Annotated in this window: 11 protein-coding genes; 3 read left to right on the forward strand and 8 right to left on the reverse strand. The window is 68.8% G+C overall.

Annotated elements, in window-relative coordinates; translation table 11 throughout:
* Window positions 1–51: 51 nt before the first annotated feature.
* The 8 genes from ABNQ39_RS19865 to ABNQ39_RS19900 form a co-directional block, all read right to left on the reverse strand.
* Window positions 52–2,259 (reverse strand): hypothetical protein, encoded by a 2,208-nt coding sequence (locus tag ABNQ39_RS19865; RefSeq protein WP_376959970.1) that lies wholly within the window; start codon window positions 2,257–2,259, stop codon window positions 52–54.
* Window positions 2,256–3,644 carry a glycosyltransferase family 4 protein gene (locus ABNQ39_RS19870; RefSeq protein ID WP_376959971.1) on the reverse strand — a complete coding sequence of 463 codons (1,389 nt, stop codon included), beginning with the start codon at window positions 3,642–3,644 and terminating at the stop codon, window positions 2,256–2,258. The genes ABNQ39_RS19865 and ABNQ39_RS19870 overlap by 4 nt, the downstream gene beginning before the upstream one ends.
* Window positions 3,641–4,468: a class I SAM-dependent methyltransferase gene (locus tag ABNQ39_RS19875; protein ID WP_376959972.1), complete on the reverse strand. Its 828-nt coding sequence runs from the start codon at window positions 4,466–4,468 to the stop codon at window positions 3,641–3,643. The genes ABNQ39_RS19870 and ABNQ39_RS19875 overlap by 4 nt, the downstream gene beginning before the upstream one ends.
* A complete protein-coding gene (locus ABNQ39_RS19880; protein ID WP_376959973.1) occupies window positions 4,465–6,765 on the reverse strand; it encodes a glycosyltransferase in 2,301 nt (766 codons plus the stop codon). Before ABNQ39_RS19880 ends, ABNQ39_RS19875 begins: the two co-directional genes overlap by 4 nt.
* 152 nt (window positions 6,766–6,917) lie before the next feature.
* On the reverse strand, window positions 6,918–7,736 hold the full coding sequence (locus tag ABNQ39_RS19885; protein WP_098737762.1) for a calcium-binding protein: 819 nt from the start codon (window positions 7,734–7,736) through the stop codon (window positions 6,918–6,920).
* A gap of 237 nt (window positions 7,737–7,973) precedes the next feature.
* Window positions 7,974–8,138, reverse strand: a complete 165-nt coding sequence (locus ABNQ39_RS19890; RefSeq protein WP_376959974.1) for a hypothetical protein — start codon at window positions 8,136–8,138, stop codon at window positions 7,974–7,976.
* Window positions 8,139–8,400: 262 nt separating this feature from the next.
* Entirely contained in the window at window positions 8,401–9,756 is a 1,356-nt protein-coding gene (locus ABNQ39_RS19895) for an HlyD family type I secretion periplasmic adaptor subunit (RefSeq protein ID WP_376959975.1), read from the reverse strand.
* The gene (locus ABNQ39_RS19900) at window positions 9,753–11,489 is read right to left on the reverse strand and encodes a type I secretion system permease/ATPase (protein WP_376959976.1); all 1,737 of its coding nucleotides are present in this window, start codon (window positions 11,487–11,489) and stop codon (window positions 9,753–9,755) included. Before ABNQ39_RS19900 ends, ABNQ39_RS19895 begins: the two co-directional genes overlap by 4 nt.
* A gap of 549 nt (window positions 11,490–12,038) precedes the next feature.
* Between ABNQ39_RS19900 and galE the strand changes: the two genes are divergently transcribed.
* Genes galE through ABNQ39_RS19915 form a run of 3 tightly spaced genes read left to right on the forward strand, consistent with a single transcriptional unit; the run spans window position 12,039 to window position 14,931 of the window.
* Window positions 12,039–13,052 carry a UDP-glucose 4-epimerase GalE gene (gene galE, locus ABNQ39_RS19905; RefSeq protein ID WP_376959977.1) on the forward strand — a complete coding sequence of 338 codons (1,014 nt, stop codon included), beginning with the start codon at window positions 12,039–12,041 and terminating at the stop codon, window positions 13,050–13,052.
* Between the two features lie 51 nt (window positions 13,053–13,103).
* Window positions 13,104–13,691, forward strand: a complete 588-nt coding sequence (locus ABNQ39_RS19910) for a winged helix DNA-binding protein (protein ID WP_376959978.1) — start codon at window positions 13,104–13,106, stop codon at window positions 13,689–13,691.
* A gap of 31 nt (window positions 13,692–13,722) precedes the next feature.
* Window positions 13,723–14,931 carry a DUF2336 domain-containing protein gene (locus ABNQ39_RS19915; protein WP_376959979.1) on the forward strand — a complete coding sequence of 403 codons (1,209 nt, stop codon included), beginning with the start codon at window positions 13,723–13,725 and terminating at the stop codon, window positions 14,929–14,931.
* Window positions 14,932–14,935 lie beyond the last annotated feature (4 nt).

The following is a 14,935-nucleotide window of genomic DNA, read 5'->3' on the forward strand; positions in this document are numbered from 1 at the left end:
GTGACCGTCTGTCCTAAGCGGAGGGGGTGAAAACCGGGTGGAGGCAAGGCGCTAGGCGGCAATCGACGCCTTCCAGCGCTCGGCGAAGCTCCAGTCGTCGACCAGGGCGCTCATGCGCTCCAGCCTGGGGTCGCGGGCATTGCGGGACTGTTCGTCGACCGCCACCAGCCGAACCTTCGGCAGCCACAGGCAGGAGCCGCCAGCCGCCCGCACCCGCAGGCACAGGTCCAGCCCCTTCGGCTCCAGCCCGAGGTAGCGGCCGCCGTCGGCCATCGCACGCATCAGAAGCTCGCGCGGCAGCAGCGCGCAGTCGGCGGAGGCGGCATCGACCGCGGACGCCTCCTGATCCTTCAGCCAGTCGCGCGGGTAACCGGCGAAGCGGCGCTCGTAGGTGACCGCACCGCCCGGACCTTCCACCGCGACGATGCCGGCGAAGCGGACGGAGTGGTCCTCATACAGCAGGGTCGGGCTGACCATCACCGGGGCCAGCGCGGCGGACCCCACGGCATTCGGCTTGCGGATCGCGCGTTCCAGCGCAGAGAGCCAGCCGCGTTCGGTCGGCAGCACCGATGGCGACAGCAGCAGGACACGCTCGGCTCTTGCATGCGGCAGGGATGCCGCCATCGCCTCGAACGGGTCGGCGGCGGTGGGAGCGGCCACGAAGCCGACCGCCAGCCGATAGAAGCCGGCGGCCTGCCGGACCATGCCGGCCAGCCGCTCATGGGTGCCGGCACCGGCGACGACCAGGATCTCAGCCTCGGCAAAGTCGGAGTCGTTCGCCATCCGGGCGATGTTCAGGTCGACATCCTCGCGCCCGTCACAGACCGGCAGGATCACCGACACCCGCGGCGTCTTCAGCACGCGGCCCATCGGATGCAGGATGGAGGACGGCGCCGTCTTCGCGGAGGCCGCGGTGCGCAGCATCGGCCCGAGATGGGTGGAGACAACGCGGTCGATGGAGGGGCTGTCGGGATTGACCGCGCCCAGCATGCGGCGCAGCGAATCGCCGGTCGGCGGCTGGCAGGGCAGCGGCAGGAAGGCGATGCCGTCGGCGAGCGTCAGTTCCAGATGGAACTCGGCATCGGCGGCGATGCCGGCGGGCTCGCGGGCGAAGGCGGTGAAGCCATGGCCGTCGTTGCCCGGCAGCAGCCGCCCGGCGAACAACGGATCATGGGCGAAGGCATCGGACACGTCCTTGCGGGCCAGCCGCGACCAGTCGGCGTCCAGCCGCGCCGTCATGCCGCCGCCCTTCACCGTCACCGCCCGGACCGCCTGGGTGGGGTCGAGCAGCCAGCCGCAGACGAACAGCCCGGCGCCCGGCACGCGCACCGCCATGTCCAGCCCCATGCGCACGGGGGCCTGGATCTGCGACACCGTCTCCACACCGTTGTAGCGGGCGGCGATGGCGGCGGCGATGCCGCGGCGGGGGGCGTCGCCCTGCAACTGGCCCAGCATGTCGCGGGCATGGGCGGAGGCGACGCCGTCGGCCAGAAGCTGCCGGTGTTCAAAAATGGCGAGATGGCGCCAGCCGTCGGCAGCGCGGAAATGGATGCGGCGGATGGTGTCGGGAGCGGCGACCGGGCCTTCCAGAACCGTCAGCAGACCGGCGGCATCGTCGGGCAGGTCCGGACGGTGGAAGGGGGCGGCGGCGATGGCGTGGGGCCGAACCTCCTCCGCCTCGACCAGCACAGGGGGCAACACATGAGAGGCACCGGCCGGGAAGCCGTGCGACCAGCCCTGCACCATCAGCGCGCCATCGCGGAAACGGCCCAGAACCTCGGCGAAGCCGTCGGGGCGGGAGGCCTCCTGCGCCAGACCGGACAGCAGGCGGGTGCGGCGGTGGCCCTCCCCCGGCTCGCCCTCGCCCATCCCGGGTCCGGACAGCAGGGTCACGGCGACATCCAATGCGATGTCCAGCGACTGCGGCTGCACCTCGCGCAAGGCGGCGACCAGATGGGCGGGGTTGGTGCGGACATTCGACAGGCGGGGCAGCAGCAGGTGCTTGCCTTGGGCATCCTCGATCTCGATGCGGGATGGGCGCATATGGGCCAGCCCGGCAACGCGGATGGCGCCCAGGAACCAGCGCTCCCCTGCCCCGTCGGTCCAGCAACCGCCGCGGAAGCGCCCGTCGATCATGCCATCCAGCATTACCACGCTGTCGGCCGGCAGGGGCTGGTCGATAGCGCCGAACAGCATCAGCGTGTCCTCGTCCAGCAGGACGGCGGCGGTGATGTCGGCCTTGGTGCTGCGGTCCTTCATCGGGTGCGATTCCCCTGGATAAGAGCGGCGGGCGCCGGCGACAGAAGTTCGCCGTAAAGCGCGAGGTGGAGCGACGCGGCCTCCTCCGTCGGTCGGACGGCGGGAATGTTGGCCGACAGCCGCTCCCACAGTCCGGGTTCGGTCAGGGCGCGGGTCATGACGCGGGCGAGATCGGCGGGGTCGTTGGGGCGGACATGCAGGCCGTCGACACCGTCGCGCACCGCTTCCGCCATGCCGCCGATGCCGCTGACGATGACCGGGCGGCGGTGCTGGAAGGCCTCCTGGATCACCAGGGGCGCGTTCTCCCACCAGATCGACGGCATCACCACCCAGTCGGCGGCGGCCATCAGCGCCGGCATCTCCTGCGGCCGGTAGGGACCATGGGCGGTGGCGAGCCCGCGCGCCGCGTCGAAGCCGTCGGCCACCCGCTGGCGGAACTCCGGCGTCTGGTACAGGCTGCCGCCATGCACGGCCAGCGACGGGGAAAGCCCCTGGCGCGCCATGCGGGCGACGGCGTCGAGCGCAACGGTGACACCCTTGAACGGGTTGAGGTTGCCGAAATAGGCGAAGGCGTCGCGCGCCGCGCCGGGAGCGAGGTCGCGCGACGGGGCCGGCTCGACGGACGGACGGCTGTTGGCCATCACCTCGATCCGTGCCGGGTCGAGGCCCCAGGCGACATAGCGGTCGCGCAGGAAACGGCTGGGCGCCAGGAAGCGGTCGACCAGCCCGAACATCGCCTTGATGTGCTTCTCGCGCAGCAGGAACTGGTCGGCCGGACGGTCGGGGAAGCAGCGGTGGCAGGCGTCCGGCGACGCCTTGGTGCAGAGCGTGCGCGTCCCGCCTTCGCCGCGCGGCGGGGTCACCATCTGCCCGTCATTGGCGCAGATTGGATAATAGTCGTGCAGCGTGTAGACGATCTTCGCATCCGGGCAGACGCGGCGGATCAGGAACAGCATCTCCACGCCCAGCAGCAGCGTGTGGTGCACATGCACGATGTCCGGCCGGAAGGCGCGCAGCAGGTTGGACAGGTCGGGAACCAGCCCGTGCAGGTCGATTTGGCTCTGATGGAAATGGTCGAAATGGCCGGCCCACAGCAGCACCTCGTCGGCACTGCGGCCCAGCGTCTGGAAACCGGTGCCGGGGCGCGGGGCGCGGTGGACGTCGTTGGTGCAGGCCAGGAACAGGCACTCGGCACCGGCCGCCTTCAGTCCGCCGAACAGCTCATGCGCGAAGATCTCGGTGCCGCCGGGATGCAGGCTCGGGTGGTTGTGCGCGATCAGCAGCACCCGCGGCGGCCGGGCGGCCACCAGCGGCCGCGCCGGCTGGCGCGGAGCGGGACGGGCGGCCTGATTGGCGGGGATCAGCGGAAGGCGGCGCCGGCTCATGGCGCGGTCCCCTTCTCGAGCACCAGCAGGTCCTGGAAATTCTCGGCCTCACGCTGGCCGCTCCAGTGGCCGCGCATGACGACGCGGGCGGGACGCAGGCCATGGGCGGCGAAGCGGCCGAGCAGGAACTCCTCGTCATAGGCGACGGCGGCGTTGGGATGCTCCGGGTCTGCCAGCAGTTCCACGCCGGGCGCATCGCGGAACGGCGGGCGGGCAGTTCCCTTGGCGATGCCGGCGCGCGCGGTGGCGTCGGCCAGGAACAGGCTGAGGAAGCAGCGTCCGCCCGGCTTCAGCACCCGCGCGATCTCCGCCGCGTAGCGCTCGGTATCGGCGGTGCGCAGATGGGTGATGACGGAGGTCAGGATGACGAAGTCGTAAGTACCGGCCTTGAAGGGCAGCGTCGCCGTTTCTCCCTCGATCCGGCCATTGGGATTGTAGAGGCCGTTGGCGACGTCGAGATGGTGGAAGCGGAACTCCGGATAGGCCGGCGTGATGGTCGAGGCGCACCAGCGGATGCCGTCCAGCACGATGTCGATCCCATCGTAGGACCCATCCAGATACTGGGTCAGCGGCAGCGCCATGCGGCCGACACCGCAGCCGATCTCCAGCACCTTGTGGTCGGGACGCAGGCCGCCGAGACGGACGAAATGGCGCAGGAACTCCGCACCGATGGCGCGGAAGTCGCCGTCGCCGATGAAATGCAGCTCGGGCGGCGGCACCGGCAGGAAGCGGTTGCGCGCGATCTGGGCGCAGAGCCACTCCAGCCGCGGATCGGTCTGGCGGCGCAGCACGGCAAGCTGCGGGGTCGGCACGATCGCATTCATCGGGTCACCTGTGCTGTCTTGCGGGTCCGGCTGCTCCGGGACGGCTGCGCCTCGTCGTCGGCACACCAGTCGCACGCCATCAGTTCGGCCATGCGGTCGGCCCAGCGGCGGCCATGGAGCCAGCGGTTGTATTCGGAGGCGACTCCGCGGGTGTAGCCCTGGTGCCGGCCGATGGAGCGGCGCTCCAGATGGTACAGTTCCACCGACGGGGCATAGCGGATGTCGAGCCCCTGGTCGCGGATGCGCAGGCAGAGGTCCGAATCCTCGAAGTCGCCGATGATGTAGTCTTCGCAAAAGCCGCCCGCGGCGCTGTAGGCGGCCCGCGTGGTCAGCAGGCAGGCGCCGGTGACGCCGGGCACCGACCGCGGCCGGCAGGCGGCGGCGAAGTCGCGCGGCAGGCCTTTGAAATAGTGATGATTGTACCAGGCGCCTTGCAGGTCGCGGTCGAAATAGAGCCCGGCATGCTGGAGGCTGTCGTCGTCGAACAGCAGCTTCGGCCCCACGGCACCGATGCCGGGGCGCTCCTCCAGCGCCGCGACCAGTTGCGGCAGCCAGCCGGCGCGGTCGGGCACCACGTCGGAATTGAGGAGCAGCAGGCGGTTGGCTCGGGCAACGGCGACGCCGGCATTGTTGGCGGCGGAATAGCCGTAATTGGCGCTTTGCACCAGCAGCAGCATCGGCAGGCCATAGAGCCCGTGGAAGCCGCGCAGCAGATGCACCACTTCGTCGCGCTGCTCCGGACTGTCGAGCACGAAGACCAGTTCGGCACCGGCCATCGTCGGGTCGGTGGCGAAGCAGGCGATCTGGAAGCGCAGGAACTCCAGCGTGCGGTACAGCGGGATGATGACCGACACCGCGGGCTTGGCCTTGCGCTCGCCATAGACGACCAGTTCCGGCTCGCCGCGGGTGGCGAGATGGGCGGCATGCAGCGGGGCGACGGCCGGACCGATGACGGTCTCCAGCAGCTCCGGCGTGGCGAAGCGCGGCGGCAGGCTGCCCAGCACGGCGGCGCGGGCATCGGCATGGGCACGTGGACGCGGCGGCGGAACCAGACGCAGCGCCCCGCCCGAGGCCAGCCGAAGCTCCGCCGTCACCTGAAGCGCTTCCGCCGGTTCGGGATTGCCGGGAAGATGCAGGACGAAACCGCTGCGGTCGATGCCGCCCGGGCCAGAGGTGCCGTAGAGCTTTGCCACGTCCTCGCGCGGGAAACGGTGGGCGAACCGCTCGACCCGGCGTTCGCCGCCGAAGGGCGTGCGCACCACCAGCTCCGCCGCCAGCCCGTGCGGGTCGTACAGCCAGCCGGCGAGGAACAGTCCGCCATCGGCCGTGGGAACCGCGAGGTCGAGCGAGGCGCCGATGGGCCGCTTGGCATCGGCGGCCTGCCGGCGCGGCAGAGGGGCCAGCGCCTGCAACTCGCTGACCGCCGAGGCGGCGGACGCATCGCTGCGGCCGCGCTGGGCGAGGCAGGTCAGCAGATAGTGGCGCAGCGCGGCCGGTGTGTCGGGACGGGCATTCAGCCGGTCGGTCAGGGTCGGCAGGCCGGCGGGTTCCGCGGGAAAGCGGCGACAGGCGACGCCGTTGGCGCCCAGCACCACCAGCAGATTTCCCGGCACGCACAGACCGCGGTCGATCAGCAGGTCGAAGGCGATGCGTCCCTTGCCGGCCGGGTCGGGTCCGATGCAGGCATCGAAGGGTGCCCGCGCCACTGCGTTCGACGACAGCACCACCAGACCGCTGATAGCGCCGAAGCGACCGGACAGCGCACCGGCACAGAGAAGAAGGTCACCGCCCGCCGTGGCGCGGACCGCCAGCATTGCCGGCTCCACCGCACGGTCCAGAACCAGCCGGCGGCACAGCCCGGCAAAGGCCCCATCACGGCGAAGCGCCGGGGTGGAGCAGGCGAAATCGAACAGGAAGCGCAGCACCCGCAGCCGGGCGGCACCGTCCAGGCTGCCCAACAAGCCGGCGGGATCGAGATCGGCGGCACCGCACTCCGTGCGAAGCTCGGCGATCACGCGGTTTCTGGCGATGAAATGGATGGGCATGCGCGGATCGCGCGGTGCCGGCAGGATCGACAAAACACGCCGTCCGCCCCAACCGGTGTCGATGGTCAGCGTGGTGAAGGGCGGACGCACCGGCTCCCCGTCGACGCTCGGCGTGATCGGGCCGACGGCATCGGCCGCGCCGTCCGCCTTTCCATCCATCGTCCAGGAGACGAGGAGGAAGTGGGGACCCAGCGCCAGACGTTGGGCGGGGGCAATCGACACCGAATTCGGCAGAACGGCGATGACGGTCATGGATGGGATTCCGGCAGCGTCGGTGGGTTTGAAAGTCGAAATCGGCTGACTGCGGGCAAAGGGGGACCGGCGGCGGTTTTGACACCACCGGTCCGTCCTTCTCGTTCACTGCTCAAAGACGCAGTGAACGATCAGTGCAGGTCAGTGCCCGGTCAGTGGATGACGAAGAAGTCGTTCGGGTGGTTGTGGATGTCCGCAGCCGAGACACCCTTCAGCGTGATGCTGTCGCCATGGCCGAGGTCGATCACGGCGTCGCCATGCTGGTCGGTGACGCGGGCGGCCAGATCGGCGGCGTCGGTCACCTTCAGGCCGTTGATGTTGCGGGAGATCTGCAGCACGTCCTCGCCGGCCTTGAAGTCCAGGACCACGTCCTGGCCGCCGCCACCGGAGAAGATGAAGACGTCGTGACCGGCACCGCCGATCAGCAGGTCGTCGCCCTTGCCGCCTTCCAGGCGGTCGTTGCCGTCGTCGCCGAACAGGGTGTCGTCGCCGTCACCGCCATTCAGCACGTCGTCGCCGGTGCCGCCGCGCAGCAGGTCGTCGCCCTTGCCGCCATTGAGGATGTCGTTGTGGCCGCCGCCGTACAGCGTGTCGTCGCCGGCACCACCGTTCAGCACGTCGTCACCGTCGCCCCCCGACAGCACGTCGTCGCCCTTGCCGCCATCCAGCAGATCGCGCCCGGCACCGCCGATCAGCACGTCGTCACCATTCCCCCCCAGGATGATGTCGTCGCCCGAACCGCCATCGATGATGTCGTCGCCGTTACCCCCCAGCAGCACATCCGCCGACGCGCCGCCATGGATCACGTCCGCCCCGTTCCCCCCGAACAGAGCGTCATGTCCATTGCCGCCGAGCAGAGTATCGCTTCCGTTGCCCCCCAGCACCAGATCGTTACCCTCGCCGCCGACCAGCAGATCGTCGTGATTCGTGCCAATATGCACGTCGTAGCTGCCCCCAGGAACCGTAGCCATCGTAGGTGTCTCCTTGCGATGTGATTGGGATTTTTGGGCCTTCTTTAGGCCTCGCTCGAAAGGCTGAGCTCGCCTTTCGGTGTAACCAAATCTATCGGGCGGATAGTGTGATAAAACTCGGGCACATGGAAGAGAAAGTTGAGTCTAGACAGCGGATTCTTTCAGTAGAACGCATTGTCGATATTTTCAAAAAGACAGTTATTTTGATTTGCTTCGAATTTCTAAGCAGTTTCCGCTTTAAAAATTGATGGTCAGACCCGCATTTTTGTCACCAAAACGCCGTGGACTGGCCGGATTTGCAGGAAAAGTCGAAATCGTTAAAAGAAGGTTTTTAAAATCGGACGATCCACCCGAAGCCACAGCGAATTTCCCGTCGATGACGGGGCCGCTCATGCCGGCCATGGCGAAACAGTCATCGATGAAGAGAACAGAAAATCATTTTATCATTCAGCGACCTAAACAATGGCTGAGTACTCTCCTATGCAAGCATCGGCGGAACTGACTGTAATAAAACTGCATCGCTTCTGTCGCGGGCGTGCAAAAGGGCCGGCGTGGGGGACGCCGGCCCTTCCACGGGGCCTCTTGCCAGGGGATGGAACCCGTACAAGAGCCCCCACCCGCACCGGCCCGAACGGGGGAGGGCCGGGTGGGATGGCGGTTCCGCTTACTTCTCGCGAAAGGCTCTTTGAAGACCGTCGGTCAACGGCGTCAGGAAATAGTCGATGGCGCGGCGGGCATGGCCGTGGATCATCACCTCGGCCGGCATGCCGGGATGCAGTTCGACATTGGGCAAGGCCTTCAGTTCCGCCGCATCCATGCTGATCCGTGCCGCGAAATAGTAGGCGCCGGTGCGCTCGTCCTCCAGCTGGTCGGCCGACAGCGACACCACCTGCCCCGCCACCGGCGGCACGGCGCGCTGGCGGTAGCCGGTCAGCTTCACCATCGCCTTGCTGCCGACCTCCACATTCTGGACGTCGTGGGGGGAGACGCGGGCCTCGACGATCATCGCGTCATCCTGCGGCACGATGTCGAGGATGCCGGCACCGGCCGGGATCACACCGCCGGTGGTGAAGAATTTCAGCCCCGTCACCCGCCCCGCCTGCGGTGCGGTGACCGCCTGACGCAGCAGCACATCGTCGGCGCTGCGCAGCCGTTCCGACAGGTCGGCGACGCTGGCCTGGGCGGCCTGAAGGTCGGTCGACACCTCCGACCGCCGGGTGTTGCCGATGTTGATCATGGTCAGTTCGGCAGCGGCGATGGCCTGTTCCGCCTTGGACTTGTTCGCCATCAGCTCGCCCAGCCGCCCTTCGGAATCGGCGACGTTGCGCTGAAGCTCTAGCAGGCGCGGCTTGCGCTCGTACCCCTTCGCCAGCAGGCCCTGCACCACGCGAGTTTCCTCCTGGGTGTAGCGCAGCCGATCGGCGGTGGCGATCCGCTGGGATTCGAGTGCCGCGATCTCGTCGCGCAGCTGGGAGATCTGCCTGCGCTGGATACCCAGCTGCGCCTCGTAGCTGTCATGGCGGGACCGGAACAACCGCTCCTCGACCGCCATCGCCTCCGCCGCCACCGGATTGTCGCGCACCGCCTTTACCAGCTCGTCGACGAACAGCGGCTTGGGTGCGTCCGATTGCTCGGCCCGCAGCCGGCCCAGCCGGGCCAGGGCGGTCCAATATTGCCCCTGCAATTGGGCCACCACCGCTTGGCTTTGCGTGGAATCCATCCGCAGCAGCACCTGACCGGCACGCACGAGGTCGCCGTCCTTGACCAGCAGGTCGCGCAGGATGCCGCCTTCCAGATGGGAGACGGTCTTGCGGTGGCTTTCCACCATCACCGTGCCGGCGGCGAGTGCCGCGCTGTCCAGGCTGGCGGTGAAGCCCCAGGTCAGGAAGCCGCCGAAGCCGACCAGCACCGCCAGCGCGCCGGCCAGCGCCGTGCCGCGCAGGGACGGCTCGACCGGAGCGAGGTCGATGGTCGGGGTCCAGACCTGCTGGGACGACAGGAGGGGCGTATCGCTGCTCATCGCTGTTCTCCGCTGCGGACAAGGCGGGCAATGGTGGTGTTGGGGCCGGCGGAGGCGCCGCCGGGCTGCACCAGTTTCAGGACGTCGTTGCGGGCGCCGAAATGCTCGACCGCGCCGTCTTTCATCACCACCAGCTTGTCGGCGATGGCGACGATGGAGGGACGGTGGGCGATCATCACCACGGTCGTGCCGTCCGCCTTGACCTTCTGAACGGCACTCAGCAGAGCCTGCTCGCCGTCATGGTCGAGGTTGGAGTTGGGCTCGTCCAGCACCAGCAGGCGCGGGCGGCCGAACAGGGCGCGGGCCAGCGCGATGCGCTGCCGCTGGCCGCCGGACAGGGAAAAGGCGCTGTCGCCGACCGGCGTGTCGTAACCGAAGGGCAAGCGGCCGATCATCTCGTGCACGCCGGCCAACCGCGCGGCGCGGACGATCTCCGCCGGATCGGCGCTGGCCATGCGCGAGATGTTCTCGCCGATGGTGCCGTCCAGCAGAGCCACCGACTGCGGCACGTAGCCGACATATCTGCCGAAGCTCTCACGCTCCCACAGATAGGTGCTGGTGCCGTCCAGATAGATGCCGCCGGCGGTGGGCTGCCAGACGCCGACCAGCAGGCGGGCCAGCGTCGATTTTCCCGCCCCCGACGGGCCGATGATACCCAGCACCTCTCCCGCCTGGACCGCGAAGGTGACATTGCGCAGGATCGGGCGGTTCAGCCCGGCCGGCACATGGGTCACGCGGTCGACGGTAAGCGCGCCCTGCGGCTGGGGAAGCGGCATGGTGGAGCGGGCCGAGGCGCCGTTGTTCAGCAGGTCGCGGATGCGGCGGTGCGCCTCCAGCGCCTTCACCCACTGGCGCCAGCCGTCCACCAGCTGTTCGAAGGGGTGCAGCAGGCGGCCGGTGATCAGGCCGGCGGCCATCATGCTGCCGGGCGTCACCAGATTGTCGATCACCAGCGTGGCACCGGCGGCGATCACCCCGACCTGCAGGATCATCCGCAGCGAGCGCGACGCCGCGGCCAGACCGCGCGACAGGGTGGCGCCGCGGTCGATCATCCCGGCCGACCCGCTCTGCGCCGACTGCCAGCGCCGGGCCAGCGCCGGCAGCATGCCCATCGCCTCGATGGCTTCGGCATGGCGGACGGTGCCGGCGATGTCGGCGAAGACGCGGGCCGAGGCCTCGTTCGCCTGGGCCATCGGCCGCCGGGTCAGCATGTCGGTCAGCACGCCCATCACCAGCAGCACCAGAGCGGAGACGATGGCGAGCACGCCATAGACCGGATGCAGCAGGAACAGGATCGCCAGGAAGATCGGCGCCCAGGCCAGCTCCAGCGGGGCGGTCACGGCACTGCTGGTCATGAAGCTGCGCAGGTCGTTCAGGTCGCGCATGGTCTGCGCCGCGTTGCGCGGGCCACCCGACAGCGCGTCTACGATGGAGGCCTCCAGCGCCGGGACGTTGAAGCGGTGGGCGATCACGGCGCTGGTCACCAGGAAGGCGCGGGCGCGGATGAAGTCCAGCACGCCGTACAGCGCCAGCGCGCCCACCGCGATGATCGCCAGCATCGTCAGCGTTTCCAGGCTGCGGCTGCTCATCACCCGGTCGTAGACCTGCATGGTGAAGAGCGGCAGCACCAGCATCAGGACATTCACGAACAGGCTGAGGACACCGGCCAGCAGCAGGCCCTGTCCGATCTTCCGGTAGGCTTGGGTCAGCAGGGGCCGATCCACGGAACTCATCTTCGATCCTTCCTGAAGGAGGATTCGCCACCTGATGCGGCGCTGGAAATCGGGGAAAACAGGAAAAGCTGCCGGCGGCGACGGACGCGGGACAGGAAGCCGGCCGGGGGGATGCCGGATGCGGCCTGCCCGGTGACCGGGAGACCGCCTATGCGGGGACAGATCCTGACGCGGGGGGGAAGCGTCGGCGGATTTGGCACGCTTAAGCTTTACACCGGAGACATTTTAGAGACGTGTGACAAGTTTCGGGCATCACCCCTTTCCAGCATCCGAAAAAGGGGTAGGAAATGACCGCTAAGTCACTGACAGAAAAAACAGAAACCAGACTTCACCTAAGGTATTAGGCCCTTCGGGGGAGGGTTTCCAGCAATCTGGTCAGACGCGGCCGACATCGTGCATGCTGCGCTGCATGAGTTTTCCGCAAGGCGCCGTGATCCCCCCATCCGGCCCCCTGCACCGCCCCAAACCCGCCCCCCGTTTTCCTTCCACCACGCCGGCCGCCCGATTCCGGTTGCGGCCCGAAAACCGGTTCAAGGAAACCCACACTCCATGACGACGTCCCAAACCATTCTCGTCACCGGCGGCGCCGGCTATGTCGGCAGCCACTGTGTGACCGAGCTTCTCGAGCGCGGCCACCGGGTCGTGGTGTTCGACAATCTGCGCCAGGGCCACGCCGCCGCCGTGCCGCCCGAGGCGACCTTCGTCCAGGCCGATCTGGCCGACGAGGCGGCGCTCGCCCGCGTGTTCGGGCAATGGCGCTTCGATGCGGTGTTCCATTTCGCGGCCCTGTCGGTCGTCGGCGAATCGATGCGCGACCCGCACGCCTACCTGCACGGCAACACCGTCACCTCGCTGAACCTGATCCGCGCCGCGGTGAAGGCGGCGGTGATGAAGCTGGTCTTCTCCTCCACCGCCAACCTGTTCGGATCGCCCAAGCGCATCCCCATCGACGAGGACGAGGCGATCGACCCCGGCAGCCCGTACGGCGAATCGAAGTTCATGATCGAGCGCGCCCTGCATTGGGCGGATCGCTGCCATGGCCTGCGGTCCGCCTGCCTGCGCTACTTCAATGCGGCCGGCGCCCATCCCAACGGCCGGCTCGGCGAGGACCACAGCCCGGAAACGCACCTGATCCCGCTGGTGATGGACGCCGCCACCGGCAAGCGTCCGCACATCGAGATCTTCGGCGACGATTACGACACGCGCGACGGCACCTGCATCCGCGACTACATCCATGTCTGCGATCTGGCCGACGCCCACCTGCGGGTGCTGGACGCCTTGGACGGGCGGTCGGTCCGCTACAATCTGGGCAACGGCACCGGCTACAGCGTGCGCGAGGTGATCGCGTCGGTGGAGCGCATCACCGGCCGCAGCGTGCCGGTGAAGGTCGGACCGCGCCGCCCCGGCGACCTGCCGGTGCTGATCGCCTCGTCCGAGCGCATCCGCCGCGACCTCGGCTGGCAGCCGCGCTTCCCGGAACTGGACAGCATCATCGGCAGCGCCTGGGCATGGCGCAGCGCGCACCCGCATGGCTTCCGCGGTCTTGCTGCCGCGGCGGAGTGAGTCGAGCAGGAAGGATACGGCAATGATCGAGCCGGCAGGATCATGGACGCGATGAGCAACCTGAACTGGGACGATGACGACGCACCCGAACCCGGAACAGGCGAACCGGGAGCGGATGACAGGGGAGCCGACCGGTCCGGGGACCGGGCGGGCGGCAAGCCCGGCGAGGATCTCGACCTCGCCGACTTCCACGGCATGGCGCGGCTGATCGAGCGGATGCACCGCCGGTATCTCGACGTCGTCCGCGTCGGCCTGTCCAAGCAGGGCATCGAGGACATCGGCCCGGTGCAGGCGCTGATGGTCATGCTGATCGGCGAGGACGAGCTGTCGGTCCGCGACCTGATGGAGCGCGGCTATTACCTGGGCTCCAACGCGTCCTACAGCCTGAAGATCCTGGTCGATGCCGGTTACATCAACCGCGCCGCCAACCAGCGCGACCGCCGCACCGCGCGGCTCCAGCTGACCGACAAGGGGCGGGAGCTGTGGGAGGGGCTGCGGCGGATGGAGCAGGCGCAGGCCGAGGCGCTGGTGCGCAACGAGACCGAGGTCCGCGACCTGAAGGCCAGCTACCGCACGCTCCGCCGGCTCGACCGGCTGTGGGGCGACATGGTCCGCTACTCCTGCCTCGATTTCGACTGAAGGGTCTCCTCCGATGCCGCAGCCGGGTGCCATGATGCCAGACGCCGCCGCCCAACCAGACGCCCCCCACCCCAACGGCCTGTCGTCGAAGGATGTGGAGCGGCTGCTCGTCTCGCCCAACGCGGAAACGCGGATCGAGACGATGAACAAGCTGTTCCACGATCTGGAGGCGGGGGCGCTGAGCCCGGCCGAACGGTCACTGGCCATCGAGGTGGTCCATTGCTTTGCCGGCGACGCCCAGGTGGCGGTGCGCGAGGCGGTGGCCTGGCAGCTGCGCAACAGCCCGCTGCTGACCGGCGATCTGGCGGAACGGCTGGTCCGCGACGTCGGCCGGGTGGCCTTCCCCATCCTGCGCGATGCCGCCGGCCTGACCGACGACCTGCTGCTGGACGTGCTGTCCGATCCCGATTCCGGCAAGCATGTGGCGGTCGCCAGCCGCTCCACCGTCTCCGCCCGCGTGTCCGGCGCGATTGCCGAGCGCGGCAACGTCATCGCGGTGACGGCGCTGCTGCGCAACGACGGCGCCGAGGTGCCGGACAGCGCGATGAGCCGCGCGCTCGACCGCTTCGGCCGCGTGCGCATGGTCAGCGAGGCGGCGGCCACCCGCCCCGGCCTGTCGCTGGCGATGGTCGAGCGGGTGGTCGCCTTCGTCTCCGACAGCATGCGCACCACGCTGATGCAGGCGCACGGCCTGTCGCGCGAGCTGGTCGAGCGGCTGGTCGAGCGCGGCCGGGAGGCGGCGACCATGCGCTTGCTGCGCCCGGTGCTGCGCGGGGCCGAGGACATCGACGCGGCGATCCAATGGCTGCACACCAACCGCCGCCTGACGCCGGTCCTGCTGTTCCGCGCGCTGTGCGCCGGCGACCTGGCCCTGTTCGTCGCCGGCATGGCGGTCCGCGCCGGCATCCCGGCGGAGAATGCCCGCCGGCTGGCCTGGGACGACGGCGAGCTGGGCATGGCGGCGCTGATGAAGAAGGCGGCCGTCGCCCCCGGCCTGACCCAGCCGTTCCAGGTCGCGGTCGGCGTCGTCAAGCGGATGGAGTATGAGGGCGGCGACGCAGGCCGCGAGGATTTCCAGGCGGAGGTCATCGGCGAGCTGTTCACCGCCTGCACGCCCACCAACGACTGGATGGTCGACGACCTGCTGCTGCAACTGTTCGACCAGAAGTCCGAGGAGGTGATCGACCGGGCGCTCGATCAGGCGGGGCTGCCCTTCTCGCCGGTGCGCACGGTGCAGTAGCCGG

It is taken from the genome of Azospirillum sp. A26 (genome assembly GCF_042604635.1).
Classification (GTDB): Bacteria; Pseudomonadota; Alphaproteobacteria; order Azospirillales; family Azospirillaceae; genus Azospirillum; species Azospirillum palustre.

Coding starts and splice junctions, on each gene's coding strand:
- ABNQ39_RS19870 (WP_376959971.1), bottom strand. CDS start 3,644: ATGAGCCGGCGCCGCCTTCCGCTGATCCCCGCCAATCAGGCCGCCCGT.
- galE (WP_376959977.1), top strand. CDS start 12,039: ATGACGACGTCCCAAACCATTCTCGTCACCGGCGGCGCCGGCTATGTC.
- ABNQ39_RS19915 (WP_376959979.1), top strand. CDS start 13,723: ATGATGCCAGACGCCGCCGCCCAACCAGACGCCCCCCACCCCAACGGC.
- ABNQ39_RS19910 (WP_376959978.1), top strand. CDS start 13,104: ATGAGCAACCTGAACTGGGACGATGACGACGCACCCGAACCCGGAACA.
- ABNQ39_RS19885 (WP_098737762.1), bottom strand. CDS start 7,736: ATGGCTACGGTTCCTGGGGGCAGCTACGACGTGCATATTGGCACGAAT.
- ABNQ39_RS19875 (WP_376959972.1), bottom strand. CDS start 4,468: ATGAATGCGATCGTGCCGACCCCGCAGCTTGCCGTGCTGCGCCGCCAG.
- ABNQ39_RS19895 (WP_376959975.1), bottom strand. CDS start 9,756: ATGAGCAGCGATACGCCCCTCCTGTCGTCCCAGCAGGTCTGGACCCCG.
- ABNQ39_RS19865 (WP_376959970.1), bottom strand. CDS start 2,259: ATGAAGGACCGCAGCACCAAGGCCGACATCACCGCCGCCGTCCTGCTG.
- ABNQ39_RS19880 (WP_376959973.1), bottom strand. CDS start 6,765: ATGACCGTCATCGCCGTTCTGCCGAATTCGGTGTCGATTGCCCCCGCC.
- ABNQ39_RS19890 (WP_376959974.1), bottom strand. CDS start 8,138: ATGGCCGGCATGAGCGGCCCCGTCATCGACGGGAAATTCGCTGTGGCT.
- ABNQ39_RS19900 (WP_376959976.1), bottom strand. CDS start 11,489: ATGAGTTCCGTGGATCGGCCCCTGCTGACCCAAGCCTACCGGAAGATC.